Origin of the sequence: Kineococcus haloalkalitolerans (genome assembly GCF_050871905.1) — a bacterium.
GTDB lineage: Bacteria > Actinomycetota > Actinomycetes > Actinomycetales > Kineococcaceae > Kineococcus.
Window position 1 is genome coordinate 1 of record NZ_JBJLSH010000068.1, and the last position, 14,295, is coordinate 14,295.

15 protein-coding genes and 1 tRNA gene are annotated in these 14,295 nt (G+C 79.0%); 6 read left to right on the forward strand and 10 right to left on the reverse strand.

Annotated features, from left to right (window positions below; translation table 11 throughout):
- The first annotated feature begins 397 nt into the window (after window positions 1-397).
- From ACRYMY_RS18490 to ACRYMY_RS18515, 6 genes are all read left to right on the forward strand, one after another.
- Window positions 398-1,114, forward strand: coding sequence for a response regulator (locus ACRYMY_RS18490; RefSeq protein ID WP_432548689.1), 717 nt, complete (start codon window positions 398-400; stop codon window positions 1,112-1,114).
- 18 nt (window positions 1,115-1,132) lie between these two features.
- A complete protein-coding gene (locus ACRYMY_RS18495) occupies window positions 1,133-2,320 on the forward strand; it encodes an ATP-binding protein (RefSeq protein WP_432548690.1) in 1,188 nt (395 codons plus the stop codon).
- On the forward strand, window positions 2,317-3,600 hold the full coding sequence (locus ACRYMY_RS18500; protein WP_432548691.1) for a hypothetical protein: 1,284 nt from the start codon (window positions 2,317-2,319) through the stop codon (window positions 3,598-3,600). Before ACRYMY_RS18495 ends, ACRYMY_RS18500 begins: the two co-directional genes overlap by 4 nt.
- 119 nt (window positions 3,601-3,719) lie before the next feature.
- Window positions 3,720-4,772, forward strand: a complete 1,053-nt coding sequence (locus ACRYMY_RS18505) for an efflux RND transporter periplasmic adaptor subunit (RefSeq protein WP_432548692.1) — start codon at window positions 3,720-3,722, stop codon at window positions 4,770-4,772.
- The gene (locus ACRYMY_RS18510; protein WP_432548693.1) at window positions 4,769-5,494 is read left to right on the forward strand and encodes an ABC transporter ATP-binding protein; all 726 of its coding nucleotides are present in this window, start codon (window positions 4,769-4,771) and stop codon (window positions 5,492-5,494) included. The genes ACRYMY_RS18505 and ACRYMY_RS18510 overlap by 4 nt, the downstream gene beginning before the upstream one ends.
- The gene (locus ACRYMY_RS18515; protein WP_432548694.1) at window positions 5,491-6,729 is read left to right on the forward strand and encodes an ABC transporter permease; all 1,239 of its coding nucleotides are present in this window, start codon (window positions 5,491-5,493) and stop codon (window positions 6,727-6,729) included. Before ACRYMY_RS18510 ends, ACRYMY_RS18515 begins: the two co-directional genes overlap by 4 nt.
- A gap of 23 nt (window positions 6,730-6,752) precedes the next feature.
- On the opposite strand, the gene ACRYMY_RS18520 is transcribed toward ACRYMY_RS18515, so the two are convergent.
- The 10 genes from ACRYMY_RS18520 to ACRYMY_RS18565 all read right to left on the reverse strand — a co-directional run.
- Window positions 6,753-8,144 carry a cystathionine beta-synthase gene (locus ACRYMY_RS18520; protein ID WP_432548695.1) on the reverse strand — a complete coding sequence of 464 codons (1,392 nt, stop codon included), beginning with the start codon at window positions 8,142-8,144 and terminating at the stop codon, window positions 6,753-6,755.
- A gap of 32 nt (window positions 8,145-8,176) precedes the next feature.
- Window positions 8,177-8,530, reverse strand: coding sequence for a hypothetical protein (locus ACRYMY_RS18525; protein WP_432548696.1), 354 nt, complete (start codon window positions 8,528-8,530; stop codon window positions 8,177-8,179).
- Window positions 8,531-8,549: 19 nt separating this feature from the next.
- Entirely contained in the window at window positions 8,550-9,389 is an 840-nt protein-coding gene (locus ACRYMY_RS18530; protein WP_432548697.1) for a Bax inhibitor-1/YccA family protein, read from the reverse strand.
- A 121-nt stretch (window positions 9,390-9,510) separates the two neighbouring features.
- A tRNA-Leu gene (locus ACRYMY_RS18535) sits at window positions 9,511-9,594 on the reverse strand.
- A 20-nt stretch (window positions 9,595-9,614) separates the two neighbouring features.
- A complete protein-coding gene (locus tag ACRYMY_RS18540; RefSeq protein ID WP_432548698.1) occupies window positions 9,615-10,775 on the reverse strand; it encodes an NAD(P)/FAD-dependent oxidoreductase in 1,161 nt (386 codons plus the stop codon).
- A complete protein-coding gene (locus ACRYMY_RS18545) occupies window positions 10,772-11,608 on the reverse strand; it encodes a uracil-DNA glycosylase (protein ID WP_432548699.1) in 837 nt (278 codons plus the stop codon). Before ACRYMY_RS18545 ends, ACRYMY_RS18540 begins: the two co-directional genes overlap by 4 nt.
- A gap of 134 nt (window positions 11,609-11,742) precedes the next feature.
- Window positions 11,743-12,186, reverse strand: a complete 444-nt coding sequence (locus ACRYMY_RS18550) for an SRPBCC family protein (RefSeq protein ID WP_432548700.1) — start codon at window positions 12,184-12,186, stop codon at window positions 11,743-11,745.
- Between the two features lie 55 nt (window positions 12,187-12,241).
- On the reverse strand, window positions 12,242-13,183 hold the full coding sequence (locus ACRYMY_RS18555; RefSeq protein WP_432548703.1) for a Ppx/GppA phosphatase family protein: 942 nt from the start codon (window positions 13,181-13,183) through the stop codon (window positions 12,242-12,244).
- 2 nt (window positions 13,184-13,185) lie between these two features.
- Complete coding sequence (locus ACRYMY_RS18560) at window positions 13,186-13,734, reverse strand: DUF501 domain-containing protein (RefSeq protein WP_432548701.1); 549 nt, start codon at window positions 13,732-13,734, stop codon at window positions 13,186-13,188.
- A partial coding sequence (locus tag ACRYMY_RS18565) for an FtsB family cell division protein (protein WP_432548702.1) occupies window positions 13,731-14,295 on the reverse strand: 565 nt, incomplete at its 5' end. The genes ACRYMY_RS18560 and ACRYMY_RS18565, both read right to left, overlap by 4 nt.

Here is a 14,295-nt window from a genome sequence, read left to right on the forward strand (position 1 = left end):
CCCCCCCGCCCCCCCCCCCCCCCCCCCCCCCCCCCCCCCCCCCCCCCCCCCCCCCCCCCCCCCCCCCCCCCCCCCCCCCCCCCCCCCCCCCCCCCCCCCCCCCCCCCCCCCCCCCTCCTCCTGCGTCGACGGCACCCCGTCCCCCCGGCGGGGTGCGCGTCCAGCATCCTCCCAGACCACCTCCTGCCGCGGCGCCGCACGAACACCCCCCTTTCGGGGAGCGGGGTGCCCGCGCCGCGCACGCCGACGCCCGGCAGGGTCGCTACGGTGTGGCCACCTGGTTAGTGGAGAAACCCGCCCGGGCTAGTCCGGTCGTCCGCGGGCGCGTGCGCTCCGCAGGACCCGAGGAGCCCGTCGGGGACGGCGCAGCCCGCGGGGGCTGGTGGAGGGGGCTGCGGTGCACGAGGGCGATCCGGGGACGGTGGGCGGTGCGCTGCGCCTGGCCGCGGTCGACGACCACCCGGCCCTCCTGGCGGGCCTGCGGGTCGAGCTGGCGGACGTCGACCCCGGCCTGCGGCTGACCCGCACGGCGGCCACCGTGTCCGGGCTGCTCGCCGGCGCGGACGGCGAGCCGGTGCCGGACGTCGTGCTGCTGGACCTGCGCCTGGGCGACGGCTCCCGCCCCCGCGACAACGTCACCGCGCTCGTGGACGCCGGGTGCCGCGTCGTCGTCTACACCGAGGGCCGCCAGCACGACGCCGCCCTCGAGGCGCTGCAGGCCGGCGCCCAGGGCGTCCTGCTCAAGGACCGGCCGGTGGCCACGGTCGCCGAGGCCGTGCGCGCCGTCGCCGCCGGGGAGACGCTCGCCTCGGCCGAGACGGCCGCTGCGCTGCAGGTGGACGCCGACCTGGCCGACCACCTGTCCCCGCAGGAGCGGCGCGTCCTGGAGCTGTACGCCGGCGGCATGCCCGCGCGCTCGGTCGCGCTGCGCCTGGGGGTGACCCTGGAGACCGCCAAGAGCTACCTCAAGCGCATCCGCGCCAAGTACGCCGCCCTGGACCGGCCCGCCTACACGCGCATGGAGCTGTACCGGCGCGCGGTCGAGGACGGCGTCCTGCGCCCCCACGAGCCCGGCCCGCGGGCCGCGCCGCCGGACCCCGCCCCCGGCGGGTGAGCGGGCGGTGAGCCGCGCGTGAGCGCGCGGGGGGTGCGCCGCCTGGTGGCCCTGGTGGTGGCCGTGGCCCTGGTGTCCATCTCCCCCACCGTCGCCACCGACCTGCTGGCGCGCACGACGACCGAACCGGCGTGGTGGTCGGCCACGGCCGTCGCCGCCCACCTCGGGCTGGTCGCCGCGCTGGCGCGCGCCGCGTGGACCGGCGAGGGGCTGCGGGGCGCCTGCTGGGCCGTCGTGGTCACCGGCAACGCGCTCGTCCTGGGGCACGCGGTCCTCGCCCCGCCCGCCGCGGGGCGGGCACCGGCGCCGTGGGAGCTGGCCCTGTCCCCGGCCACGGTGGGTGCCGCCGCCGTCGTGCTGCCCCTGGGGCCCGCGCTGGTCGCGGGGCTGGTGCACATCGCCGTGCGGGGCGTGCTGCCGCTGAGCGGGACGTGGCGGCAGCCCCCGCTGGAGGCCGTGCTGGACGGCCTGCTGCTGCTGGTCATCGTGGCCGCCGCCTCCGTCGCCGTGCAGGCCGTGCGCGCCGCCGCGGACCAGGTCGCGACCGCGCGCACCCAGGCGGACGCCGCGGCCGCCCGCGCCGCCGCCGCGGCCGCCGCCGAGCGCGAGCACGCGCGCTGGGACGCGATCGTCCACGACGACGTGCTGGCCGTCCTGTCCGTGGCGGCGGCAGCCCGCACGGGCGAGGACCGGGCGGTGGCCGGGGACGCGGCCCGCACCGCGCTGCGGCGGCTGGGCCGCGACGTCGCCCCCGCCCCCGTGCCGCTGGCCGGGCCGGCGGGCCTGGCCGGCCGCCTCGCCGAGGCCGCGCACCGCCGCGCCCCCGGGGCCGTCGTGGAGGTCGGCGCCCTCGCCGCCGCACCCGCGAGCGCCCGGCTCGCGGCCGACGTGGCCGACGCCCTGGCCGACGCGACGGCGGAGGCCGTCCGCAACGCCGTCCGGCACGGCGGCGGTCCCGGCGGGCCGGTCCCGCTCACCACCGTCGCGGCCGCCGTGGTGGACGACGTCGTCGTGGTGGAGGTGCGCGACGAGGGCGTCGGCTTCGACCCGGCCGCCGTCGCGGGCGGCCGGCTGGGCCTGAGCGTGTCCGTGGGCCGGCGGGTGGAGGCCGTCGGCGGCCGCGCGCAGGTGCTGTCCGCGCCCGGCCGCGGCACGCGGGTCGTGCTGCGGGCGCCGCTGGCCACTGCCGGGGGCGGCGCGCCGTGACCCCCGTGCAGCGGGCCTGCGCGGTCGGGGCGCCGCTGTGGCTGTTCGCCCACGCCCCGCTCGTGGCGCTGCTGTCGCTGGAGACCACGCGCGCGCCCGCCCTGTCGCTCGCCGCCGTCGTCCTCGTCTGCGGGGTGAGCGCCTGGCTGCTGCGGCCGCTGCGCGGCGGGCCCGTGCACCTGCCCGCGGCGCAGGCGTGGGCGGCCGCGGCCGTGCTGCCCCTGGCGGGGCTGGTGGTGATGCCGCACCTGCCGGTGGAGGCGTGGCGCACCTACGCCAACTGGTGGCCGGGGGCGGTCCAGGTCGTCGCGGCGGCCCTCATCGTGCGGCGCCGCTGGCGGGCGGCGCTGGCCGGCGAGGTGGGCCTGGCGGCCGTGGTCACCGCCTGCGTGCTGCCCGCGGACCCACCGGGGACCGACGCCGTGACGATCGCCGCCCTGTGCCAGCCGGCGATCATGTGGTGCGCGGCCACCGCCGGGGTGCGGCACCTGTTCGACCGCGCCGAGCGGGACGTCGCCCGCTACGAGGAGCGGGCCGGGGTCGCGGTCGCCGAGGCGGCCGCCGCGGCGGCCCGCGACACCAGCGCCCGGCAGCGGCGCGCCGAGCTGCAGCACGACGTCGTCCCGCTGCTGCGCCGGATCGCGCAGAGCCGGCCCGGCGGGCCGGCCACCGACGGCGCGAGCGCCGCAGCGGGCGGGAGCGCCGCGTCGGGCGCGAGCGCCGCAGCGGGCGCGAGCGCCGCGTCGGGCGGCAGCGGGGTGGGCTGGGCGGTCCTGGCGCGCGAGTGCGCCGCGCTGGAGCGGCAGCTGCGCGACGACCTGCACGCCCGGGCGCTGCTCGACGGCCCGCTGCGGGCCCGGCTGCGGGCCGCGCGGGAGGCCGGGGCGTCGGTCGACGTCGTCGACGACCGCCGCGAGGCGGCCGGGTCCGGCGCGGCGGAGGACCTCGCGGCCGGGGTGCGCGCCCTCCTCGCGGTCGCCCTGGCACCGGCGGCCGCGGCCCGCGGCGGGCCCGGCGGGGGCCGCTGGCAGGTGACCGCGCGCCTCGCCCCCGGCGGGCGCACCGCCACCCTGGCCGTCGAGGGACCGCAGGGCCCGGTCCACGACCTCGCGGCCCGCCTGCGCCGGGCGGACGTGGACGGGGTCGACGTGCGGGTGGACGTGGTGGGCGTCCCCGACGAGCGGGCCCGCGACGGGGCGCCGCCGCGCGCGTCGCTGTGGGCGGAGCTGGGCCTGCGCGGCGCGACGGTGGGGGCCGTGGAGGTGTCCGGCGGAGGCTGATCACGCTTGGGTGAACGACTCCCCCGTGCCGCGCACGCGCTGTTACGTTCCGCGCGAGCGTCGCCGCTCCGGGGGTTCCTGTCGCACCGCGCCACCCCCGTCGCACCAGGAGGTGGCCGGTGGGTGTCGTCCGGACGATCGTCTTCCCCGCGCTGCGGCTGCTGGTGTGGGCGGTCATCGCGGTGGCGCTGGTCCAGCTCGCGTTCGGCCCGCGCGCCGGCCGCGACGGCACCGGCCCCGTCGCCGGGCCGACCGTCGACCTCACCCCGGCCGAGGCGACCGTCGTGCGCGGTGACGTCACCAACACCGTCACCCTGTCCGGCACCGTGCAGGCCGACCCGGCCGTGACGGTGAAGTCCACCGCGGCGGGCGCCGTGGGCCGGGTGCGGGCCGCCGTCGGGGACGCCGTGGAGCGCGGGACGCCGCTGTTCACCGTCGTGGTGCCCGTGGAGGACCCCGCCCCGGTCGCCGCCCCCGCTCCGGCCGCCGACGGCGCCCCGGCGCCCGTCCCGGCGGCACCGGCGGCCCCCCGCACGCGCACCGTCACGGTGTCCGCGACGTCCACGGGCACGCTGACCTCCCTGGACGTGCTGCCCGACCAGCAGGTCGCCGTCGGGGACGCCGTCGCCGCGGTCAGCCCCGGCACCCTCACCGTCTCCGCCCCGCTGACGCAGGAGGAGCAGTTCCGCCTGCTCGCCCCGCCCAGCTCGGCGCGGGTGACGGTGCCCGGCGGCCCCGGCACCTTCGAGTGCACCGACCTGCGCACCGGCACCCCCGAGCCCGGCACCGGCGCCCCGGCCGCGCCCGCCGTCCCCGACCCCTACGCCGACCCGGGCGCCGCACCGACCGGCGCCCGGGTGACCTGCCGCGTGCCCGGCGACGTGCCCGTCTTCGCGGGCGTGTCGGCCACCGTGGAGGTCACCGCCGGCACCTCCACCGGCGTCCTGCTGGCCCCCGTGACGGCCGTGCGCGGCACCGTGGGCACCGGCACGGTGTGGGTGCTCGACGAGGCCGGCGTCCCGTCCGAGACCGACGTGGTCCTCGGCCTGACCGACGGCGAGGTCGTCGAGGTCAGCGGCGGCGTCGGCGAGGGCACGCGGGTGCTGCAGTTCGTGCCCGGCGACGACGGCCTGGCGGTCGACCCCTACGGCTACGGGCCGGTGGCGGGGTGAGCGCGCTGTCCCTGCGCGGGGTGGGCCGGCGCGTCGCGCTGCCCGGCGGCGGGCACCTGCAGATCCTCACCGGCGTCGACCTGGACGTCGCCGCCGGCGAGCACGTCGCCGTCGTCGGCCGCTCCGGCTCCGGCAAGTCCACGCTGCTGAACATCGTCGGCCTGCTGGACCGGCCGACCTCCGGGCAGTACCTGCTGGACGGGCGCCCGACGGCGGAGCTGTCCGCGCGCCGGACCGCGCGGCTGCGCGGCGCCACCTTCGGGTTCGTCTTCCAGCAGTTCAACCTGCTGCCCGGCCGGACGGCGACGGAGAACGTCGCCGCCCCCCTGCTGTACGGCTCCCCGCGCGAGTTCCTCACCCGCCGCGCCACCGCCCGCGCGATGCTCGAGCGGGTCGGCCTGGGCGAGCGGCTGGACTCGCTGCCGGAGAAGCTGTCCGGCGGCGAGCAGCAGCGCGTCGCCCTGGCCCGCAGCCTCGTGCGCCGCCCGCGCGTGCTGCTGGCCGACGAGCCGACGGGTGCCCTCGACGTCGACACGGGCAGCGCCGTCATGGACGTCCTGGAGGAGCTGGTCCGCGAGGACGGCACGACGCTGGTCACCATCACCCACGACCTGTCCGTGGCCGCGCGCGCCGACCGGCAGTTCCGCCTGGACCACGGCGTGCTCAGCGAGCTGCGGCCCGGGTCCGTGGCCGACCTCACCGCCCACCGGGAGACGGTGTGAGCGCTCTGGTGCGGCCGCTGGTGTCCGTCGCCGCCGCGCTGGTGGAGGCGTGGGGCGAGGTGCGCGTGCACCGCGCGCGCGTCGTCCTCTCGCTCGTGGGGGTGTTCCTCGCCGTCTTCGCGATGACCACGATCACGGCCGTGGGCGGGATGGGCCGCCAGCTGCTCGGGGAGAGCTTCGAGCGCAGCGCGGGACGGCCGGCGACGCTGCAGGTCAACGCGTACCCGAACGGCGCCGTGACCGCCGAGGGCACCGAACGGGTCGTCGCGGCGCTGCGGGAGGCCGCCGAGCGCCACGACGTGCGCTGGTCCGGCCTGGTCTCCGGCGGGTCGGCGCCCGTGGTGGTCCGCTTCGCCGCGGGCGCGCAGACGGTGCAGCTGACCGGGGTCGACGCCGCCTACGGCGTGATGCACCGCGTCTCGCCCGAGAGCGGGCGGTGGTTCGCCCCGGCCGACGAGGAGGCGTTCTCCCCGCGGCTGGTCGTCAACCGGGCCTTCGCCGACCAGGTCGGCTTCGACGGCTCGGCCCCCGCCACCGTGGTCCTCGGCGGCGAGCGGCCGGTGCGGGCGACCGTCGTCGGCGTGGTGTCCCCGCCGTACTCCGACCCGGCCGTGCCCGCGGGGTTCGTGCTGAACTCCGCGGCGGCGGCGTGGGGCCTGGTCGACCCGGCCTGGTCGGGGCCGCCGTCTCTGGAGCTGTGGGTGCCCGACACGGACGCCGAGGCGCTCACGGCGCTGCTGCAGTCGGAGGTGCAGGCCGCCCTGCCGGGCACCTCGGTGAGCGTGTGGCGCGCCGACGCGGGCGGCGAGCTGGGGGTGCTGGACGTCGTCCTGGCCTACGGCGTGCGCGGCGTCGGCGTCTTCGCGCTGCTGCTGGGCGGCATCGGCGTTCTCAACGTCGGCCTGGTGACGGTGCGCCAGCGGATCCGGGAGATCGGCGTGCGGCGCAGCTTCGGCGCCACGTCCGGGCGGGTGTTCTGCGCCGTGCTGCTGGAGAGCGTCGCCGCGACCGCCGCCGCCGGGGCGCTGGCCGTGGCCCTGTCGGTGGCGCTGGTGTCCAACGCGCCGCTGGAGCTGCTGCTGCCGGCGGGGCTGACGCTGACCGACGTGCCCGCCTACCCGGTGGCGGCGGCGGTCGAGGGGTTCCTCGCCGCCACCGCCGTCGGGGCGCTGGCCGGGCTCGTGCCGGCGACGATGGCCGTGCGCGCGCAGGTCATCGACGCCATCCGCTACTGACCGCGGTCAGCTGCTGACCGCGGTCAGCTGCTGACCGCGGGCGGCTGCTGGGCGCGGGAGGTCGCCAGGAACCCGAGCAGGTCGTGCCGGGTGATGACGCCCACGGGCTTGCCGTCCTCGACGACGACGACCGCGTCCTGGTGCTCCAGGGCGTGCCGGGCCTCCTGGACGGACTGCCCGGCGCCCACGAGCGGCAGGGCGGGGCCCATGTGGGCGCTGACGGCGTCCGACATCTTCGCCCGGCCCGAGAACACCTTGTCCAGCAGGTCGCGCTCGGTGACCGCGCCGGCGATCTCGCCCGCCATGACAGGCGGCTCGGCGCCCACCACCGGCAGCTGGGAGACGCTGAACTCGCGCATGATCTCGATGACGTCGTGCACGGTCTCGGTCGGGTGGGTGTGCACCAGGGCGGGCAGCCCCGCGGACTTCACCCGCAGCACGTCGCCGGCCGTGCCGCCCTCGGCGGCGGGCACGAAGCCGTAGGAGGCCATCCACTCGTCGTTGAAGATCTTGCCCAGGTAGCCGCGGCCGCCGTCGGGCAGCAGCACGACGACGACGTCGTCGGGGCCGAGGCGCTCGGCCACCCGCAGGGCGCCCACGACCGCCATGCCGCACGAGCCGCCGACGAGCAGGCCCTCCTCGCGGGCCAGGCGGCGGGTCATCTGGAAGGACTCCGCGTCGGAGACGGCGACGATCTCGTCGGGCACCGACGGGTCGTACGCGCTCGGCCAGAAGTCCTCGCCCACGCCCTCGACGAGGTAGGGGCGGCCGGTGCCGCCGGAGTACACCGAGCCCTCCGGGTCGACGCCGACGACGCGCACCGGGCCCTGCTCCTTGAGGTAGCGGCCGGTGCCGGTGATGGTGCCGCCGGTGCCCACGCCGGTGACGAAGTGGGTGACCCTCCCGTCGGTGTCGGCCCAGATCTCCGGGCCGGTGGTCTCGTAGTGGCTGGCCGGGCCGTTGACGTTCGCGTACTGGTTCGGCTTCCAGGCGCCGGGGATCTCGCGCACGAGGCGGTCGGAGACCGAGTAGTACGACTGCGGGTCCTCCGGCGGCACGGCCGTGGGGCAGACGACGACCTCGGCGCCGTAGGCCTTGAGGACGTTGCGCTTGTCGACGCCGACCTTGTCGGGGCAGACGAACACGCACTTGTACCCGCGCTGCTGGGCGACCAGCGCCAGGCCGACGCCGGTGTTGCCGCTGGTGGGCTCGACGATCGTCCCACCGGGCTTCAGCGAGCCCTCGGCCTCGGCGGCCTCGACCATCTTCAGGGCGATGCGGTCCTTCACGGACCCGCCGGGGTTGAGGTACTCCACCTTCGCCAGGACGGTGCAGCTCAGGCCCTCGGTGACCCTGGTGAGCTTGACGAGCGGGGTCCCGCCCACGAGGTCGACGACGGACTCGGCGTAGCGCATGGGCCCATCATCCCGCACGCGGCGGGACGCGCTCACAGCGCGCGGCGCAGCCCGGTGACGACGTCGTGGGCGGCCCGCAGGGCACCCGCGTCGCCGTGCTCGGCGACGTCGTGGCCGACGACGGCCAGCTGGTCGCCCAGGCCGTGCAGCGCCAGCGGCGGCAGGGCGCGCCGGGGCCGGCCCTCGGCGTCGGCGCCGAGGTCGGCCAGCTCCTGCGCGGCGCGGCGCACGGCTGCGGCGCGCACCTCCTGCCCACCGAGGGGCGCCCGGTCCAGCTGCGACAGCGGCAGGGCGCGCACGCGGTCGGCGACCGCGTCCACGACGCGCCGGAGCCCGGAGCGCGCGGCCTCGTCGGCCGGCGCCCCGGGCTCCGGGGGGTGCTGCACGTGCGTGCTCAGCGGCGGGTCAGTCGCTGCCGCGGAGGATGGCGAGCAGGCGCAGGATCTCCAGGTACAGCCACACGAGGGTGACCATGAGGCCGAAGCCGGCGCGCCACGCCTCCTGCTGGGGCAGGCCGTTGCGGATGCCCTGCTCGATGTAGTCGAAGTCGAGCACGAGGAACAGCGAGGCCAGGGTCACGCCGAGGCCGCCGACGAGGACGGGGATGATCCCGCCCATGCCGTAGACGCTGGCGCCGGTGAACAGCGCGACGCCGAGGTTGACCAGCCCGAAGATCAGGTAGCCGATGACGGCGATCGTCATGATCTTGCGGAAGCGGGCGGTGGCCCGGATCAGCCCGGTCTTGTACGCCAGCAGCATGGCGCCGAAGGCGGCCAGGGTGCCGACGACGGCCTGCGGGACCAGCCCGTTGCCGAAGGCCAGCGTGTACCACTGGGAGATCGCGCCGACGAAGACGCCCTGCAGGCCGGCGTAGGCGAACATCAGGCCCGGACGGACCTTCTTGGACGCCTGCGCCCAGATGCCGAGGACCATCGCGCCGAGCGCGGCGCCGATGGCCAGGAGGAGACCCACCTGCGCGGTCCAGCCGATCGCGGCGCCGGCGAGCAGGACGACGAACAGCATGCCGGTGCGGACGACGACGTCGTCCAGCGTCATGCGCCGGGACTGCTCCGGGGTGGCGGACGGCTTGCGGTACCAGTCCTCCAGCGTCTGCGCGGAGGCGTCGGCGGGGGCGGCGGGCGCACCGCCGCGCGCCGGGCGCGACGAGGACGGCGCGTCGAACGTGGCGTAGCCGCCGCGCTTCCACTCGCCGCTGTTGGCGAAGACGGGGTTCCTGCTCTCCATGGCTCCTCCGTGAAGGGGTGTCGCCGGGTGCAACGCCACCGGCGCCGCGGGGGTTCCCGGAGATCGCGTGCGGCCGGTCACAGGTCCGTCACGGTCCCGGGACGCGCTGCGGGGGTGCCGGTGCCCGGGACGGGGGTCGAACCCGCACGCCGCGAACGGCCCGGGGGTTTAAGCCCCGTGCGCCTACCAGTTACGCCACCCGGGCGGGTGCTGCGGTCGCCGATCCTAGGCGGCTGGCGTGGCGGGGCCGGTGGGCGGCCCGGCCGGCCGCAGCCGCTGCCGCAGCGGCGTGCGGTAGCGGAACGGCGCGGGCCGGCCGCCGCGCAGCACCGCGGCGACGCCGTCGGCGAGGTGGCGGGCCTGCTGGACGGCGTGGTCGGCCGTGGCCGGGCAGGTGCGCCCGGGGCGGGTCGCGTCGGGCACGGCGCAGCCGTCCCCGGCGCCCCAGGCGCCCGGCACGGGCGTCCCCGCGCCGTCCACCACGCGCAGGTCCGCACCCACGAGCAGGCGCCCGCGCGCGTCCACCGGCAGCCCGGCGGCCGCGGGCAGCGGGTGGGGTGCCTCCAGCGCGCGCACGACGGTCCCCGCCCAGGACCGCGGGTCCCCCAGCTCGTCCGGCCCGGCGTCCGGGTGGACCTCCACGCCGCGCCGGCGCAGGTCGTGCACGACCCGGGCGGCGGCGGCCGGGTCGAGCCCGGGCAGCACCCCGCCGCCCGCGCCGAGCAGGACGACGCGCACGTCGGCGGGCCGCAGGGTCGCGGACGTGCGCGTCACCGACCGCGCCAGCTGCTCGACCGCCGCCGCCGCCGACGCCCCGGCCCAGCCGGCGCCGACGACCGCGGTCGTCAGCAGGCGGGTCCGCTCGCCGCCCGGTGCGCCGGGACCACCGGGCGCGGCGTCGGGCGACCGCTCGGCCCGCCGCAGCCGGTCCAGGACCCGCTCGCGCAGGCGCAGCGCGTCCTCGGCCGTGCGCAGGACGAGGTCGTCCCCGGGTCCCGGTCCGGCCGGCGGCGCGGTCCCGGTCGCCAGCACCAGCGCGTCGTAGCGCAGGTCCACCGCGCCGCCGGGCAGCTCGACGCGGGCGGTGCGCTCGTCGTGCCGCAGCGCCGTGACGGCGCCCGCCACGACCTCCGCGCCGCGCAGGGCCTCCGCCAGGGGCGCGGCCGCGGCGGCCGGGCGCACGGCACCGGTGACCACGCCGGCCAGCCGGGCCGGGTCGGTCGTGGTGCCACCGGGGTCGACGACGGTGACGTGCGCCTCCCCCGGCGCCAGGACGCGCAGCAGGCGCCGGGCGACGGCGGAGCCGGCCACGCCGCCGCCGACGACGAGGACGCGAGGGGCGGCGGTCGTGGGCGGCAGCGCCCGCCGGGCGGTCGCGCGGCTCACGGGCGCACCAGGTCGACGGCGCGGGTCAGGACCGCGTCGAGCATGTCGCGGGTGAGCCGGCCGGTCGCGGTGTTCTGCCGGCTGACGTGGTAGCTGTCCAGCAGCACGACCGGGCGGCCCGGGCCGCCGGGCCCGTCGGGGGACGGCGCCAGCAGGACGGCCTCGGCGCCGTGGCCGAAGCGGGGCGCCGGCCGCGGGACGTCCCAGCCGGCGCGGCGCGCCGCCGCCAGGGCCGAGGCGTGGGCGAAGGCGCCCAGGGCCAGGACGACGTCCAGCCGCGCCGCGCACAGCCGCAGCTCGGCGTCCAGCCACGGCGCGCAGGTGTCGCGCTCGGCGGTGGAGGGGCGGTTGTCCGGCGGCGCGCAGCGCACGGGCGCCACGATCCGGGTGCGGTGCAGCGCGAGCCCGTCGGCGGCGTGCACCGACGTGGCGCGGTCGGCCAGGCCGGCGCGGTGCAGGGCCGCGACGATCCAGTCCCCGGAGGAGTCGCCGGTGAACACCCGGCCGGTGCGGTTGCCGCCGTGGGCGGCGGGGGCCAGGCCGACGACGAGGACCCGCGGGTCCTCGACGCCCAGGCTGGGCACGGGCCGGCCCCAGTACGGCTCGTGCGCGTGCGCGCGGCGCTTGGCGCGCGCCGTGGTCTCGCGGTGCTCGACCAGCCGCGGGCACGCCCGGCAGACCGCGGAGGCGGCCTGCACCTGCTCCGGCCCGGTGGCGCCGTCGGCCAGGCGGCGCACGTCGGCCGGGGTGCGGGCGACCGGGGTGCCCGGCACGGACGGGTCCAGCGGCCACCCGGTGCCCGGCGGCACGGGCGAGGCGAACGCGCCGCCCACCGCCGGGTGCGGCAGCAGCGCCGGCCCGCTCGCGGCGGCCGTCGCGCCGGTCCGCGCCGCCGCGGCCGCCGTGGCCGCCGTGGCCGCCGTGGCCGCCGTGGCCGCCGTGGCGCCGGAACGCCCCGCCGTGGTCCTCAGCGCTCCAGCTCGGTGGCGAGCTCGTCCAGCAGCTCGCCGTAGATGCGCTGCAGGCCGCGGGGGGCGAACGTGCGCTCGAAGAAGCCGCCGACCCCGCCGGCGCCCTGCCACTCGGAGGTGACCACCACGTCGCTGGCGTCGGGGCCGGCCTCCTCGACCCGCCAGGCGGTGCGCAGGGAGGAGTTGCGGTCGCTCTCCAGCAGGCCGTGGGCGTCGGTGGAGGTGACGTCGGCGACGACGTCGCGCACGCGCTTCTTGGTGGCGTGCAGCTTCCAGCGGGCCACCGTGCCGTCCCCGACACCGCCCTCGAGGACCTCGTAGTGGGTGAACGCCGCGGGCAGCAGCTTGGCGCGCGTCTCGCGGTAGTCGGCCAGGGCGGCCACCACGCGGTCGGCGGGCGCCTGGATGCGGCGGGACGTCGAGGCGCTGACGGTGCTCACGGGGGTCCTCTCGTGCGGGTGCGGTGCCCGACCAGCCTGCCAGGTCCGCGGGCGCTCAGCCGTCCAGGCGGGCGGCCGCGGACAGGGCGACCCCGTCGAGGATGTCGTGCTCGCTCGTCACGACGTCCCCGCGGCCGGCCACGCGCGCCAGGACGCGGCGCCAGACGAGGGCGCCGGCGCCGATGACGTCGACGCGGCCGGGGTGCAGGTACGGCAGGGCCGCGCGCTCGGGGCGGGTGCGGGCCAGCATCGCGTCGCACGCCGCGCGCAGCCGCTCCGCGGGCAGCGCGGCGCCGTGCGTGCTGCCGGGCTCCTGGGCGCGCAGGTCGAGCGCCGCGGCCGTCAGCGTGGTGATCGTCCCGGCGACGCCGACGAGGGTGCCGGTGCGCTCCAGCGGCACGTGCCGGGCCACCTCGTCGAGGGCGCGGTCGACGTCGGCCTCGGCGGCGGCGACCTCGGCGGCGGTGGGCGGGTCGGAGCGCAGGTGCCGCTCGGTCAGGCGCACGGAGCCGACGTCCACGGAGAGGGCGGCCTCCACGTCGTCGGTGCCCAGGACGAACTCGGTGGACCCGCCGCCGAGGTCGACGACGAGGAACGGCGCGGGCCGGGCGCCGAGGAGCTCGCGGGTGGCGCCGGTGAAGCTGAGCCGGGCCTCCTCCTCGCCGCTGACGACCTCCGGGACGACGCCGAGGCGCTCGCGCACGCCCGCGGTGAGCTCGTCGCGGTTCGCCGCGTCGCGGGTGGCCGACGTGGCCACGAAGCGCACCGCGGCGGGCGCCACGCCGTGCTCGCGGCAGGCGGCGGCGGCCTCGTCGACGGCCGCCAGGGTGCGCCGCAGCGCCTCGGGGGCGAAGGCGCCGGTGGCGTCGACGCCCTGCCCGAGGCGGACGACGCGCATGGTGCGCACGACGTCCGTCAGGGTCCCCGCGCGCGGGTCGACGTCGGCGACGAGCAGGCGCAGGGAGTTGGTGCCGCAGTCGACGGCGGCGACGCGCACGCTCACGCGCGCCCGCCCTCCCCCGGGGCGGGATCGGCGGTGGGCGCGTCGAGGGCGGTGTGCGGGCAGGTGGCCGGCCAGCCGCCGCGCTCGGCCAGCAGCGCGAGGGCCTCGTCGCCGAGCGGGTTGACGCCCGGCCCGGCCGCCAGGGCGTGCCCGGCCAGGGCGTGCAGGCACTTCACGCGGGTGGGCATCCCGCCGGCCGAGACGCCCTCGATCTCCGCGACGTGCCCCAGCCGTTCCCGGCGGCGCAGGTAGTCCTCGTGCGCGGCGGCGTACGCGGCCGCCAGCTCGGGGTCGTCGGCCAGGCGCTGCGTCATCTCCCGCATGAGGCCGGAGGCCTCCAGCGTGCTCAGCAGGGCCGCGGCGAACGGGTCGGTGAGGTAGTAGGTCGTCGGGAACGGCGTGCCGTCGGGCAGCCGCGGCGCGGTCTCGACGACGTCGGGGCGCCCGCAGGTGCAGCGGTGGGCGATGGAGACCACGCCCCGGGGGACGCGGCCGAGGAGCTCGCGGATGGTCCGCAGGTCCCGCTCGGTGGGTTCGTCGGTCACTCGCCGTCCAGGGTCGGGGCGGGGACGGGCTCCAGCGAGGGCGCGTCCGGCGCCGAGGAGGGGTCGGACACGCCGGCGACGCGCAGCGAGTCCCAGATGTTCTCGTACCAGGCCGCGGACGAGCGCGGCACGGAGGCGGCCGCCTCGGCGGGCGGCACGGCGTCGGTCTCGCGCTGGGAGTCCACGACGTAGGGGGTCTCCCCCGGCACCACGTACTGCAGCCGGGCCCGCGCCTGGGTGCGCACGTAGGCGTCGTCGGCCCAGCGGGCCTGCTCGGCGCGCATGGCCGCCAGGTCCTCCTGCTGCTGGCCGATCGTCGCCTCCAGCCGCCCGATCTCCGAGCGCTGCTCCAGCCACTTCTGCCAGCTGGGCAGCAGGAAGACGGCCAGCACCAGCAGCAGGGCGGTGATGACGAGGACGCGGGGGCCGCGGGTGCGGCGGCGCTCGGCCGCCGACAGCGAGGCCGCGCTGCGCCCGCGCGAGGCCGGGGCGGGTCGGCGCGAGGGCGCGCCGGCCGCGGGCGCCCGCGCCGGGGGGGGCCCGGGCGGGGGGGGGGGGCCG

Coding starts and splice junctions, on each gene's coding strand:
- ACRYMY_RS18520 (WP_432548695.1), bottom strand. CDS start 8,144: ATGCGCTACGCCGAGTCCGTCGTCGACCTCGTGGGCGGGACCCCGCTC.
- ACRYMY_RS18530 (WP_432548697.1), bottom strand. CDS start 9,389: ATGGAGAGCAGGAACCCCGTCTTCGCCAACAGCGGCGAGTGGAAGCGC.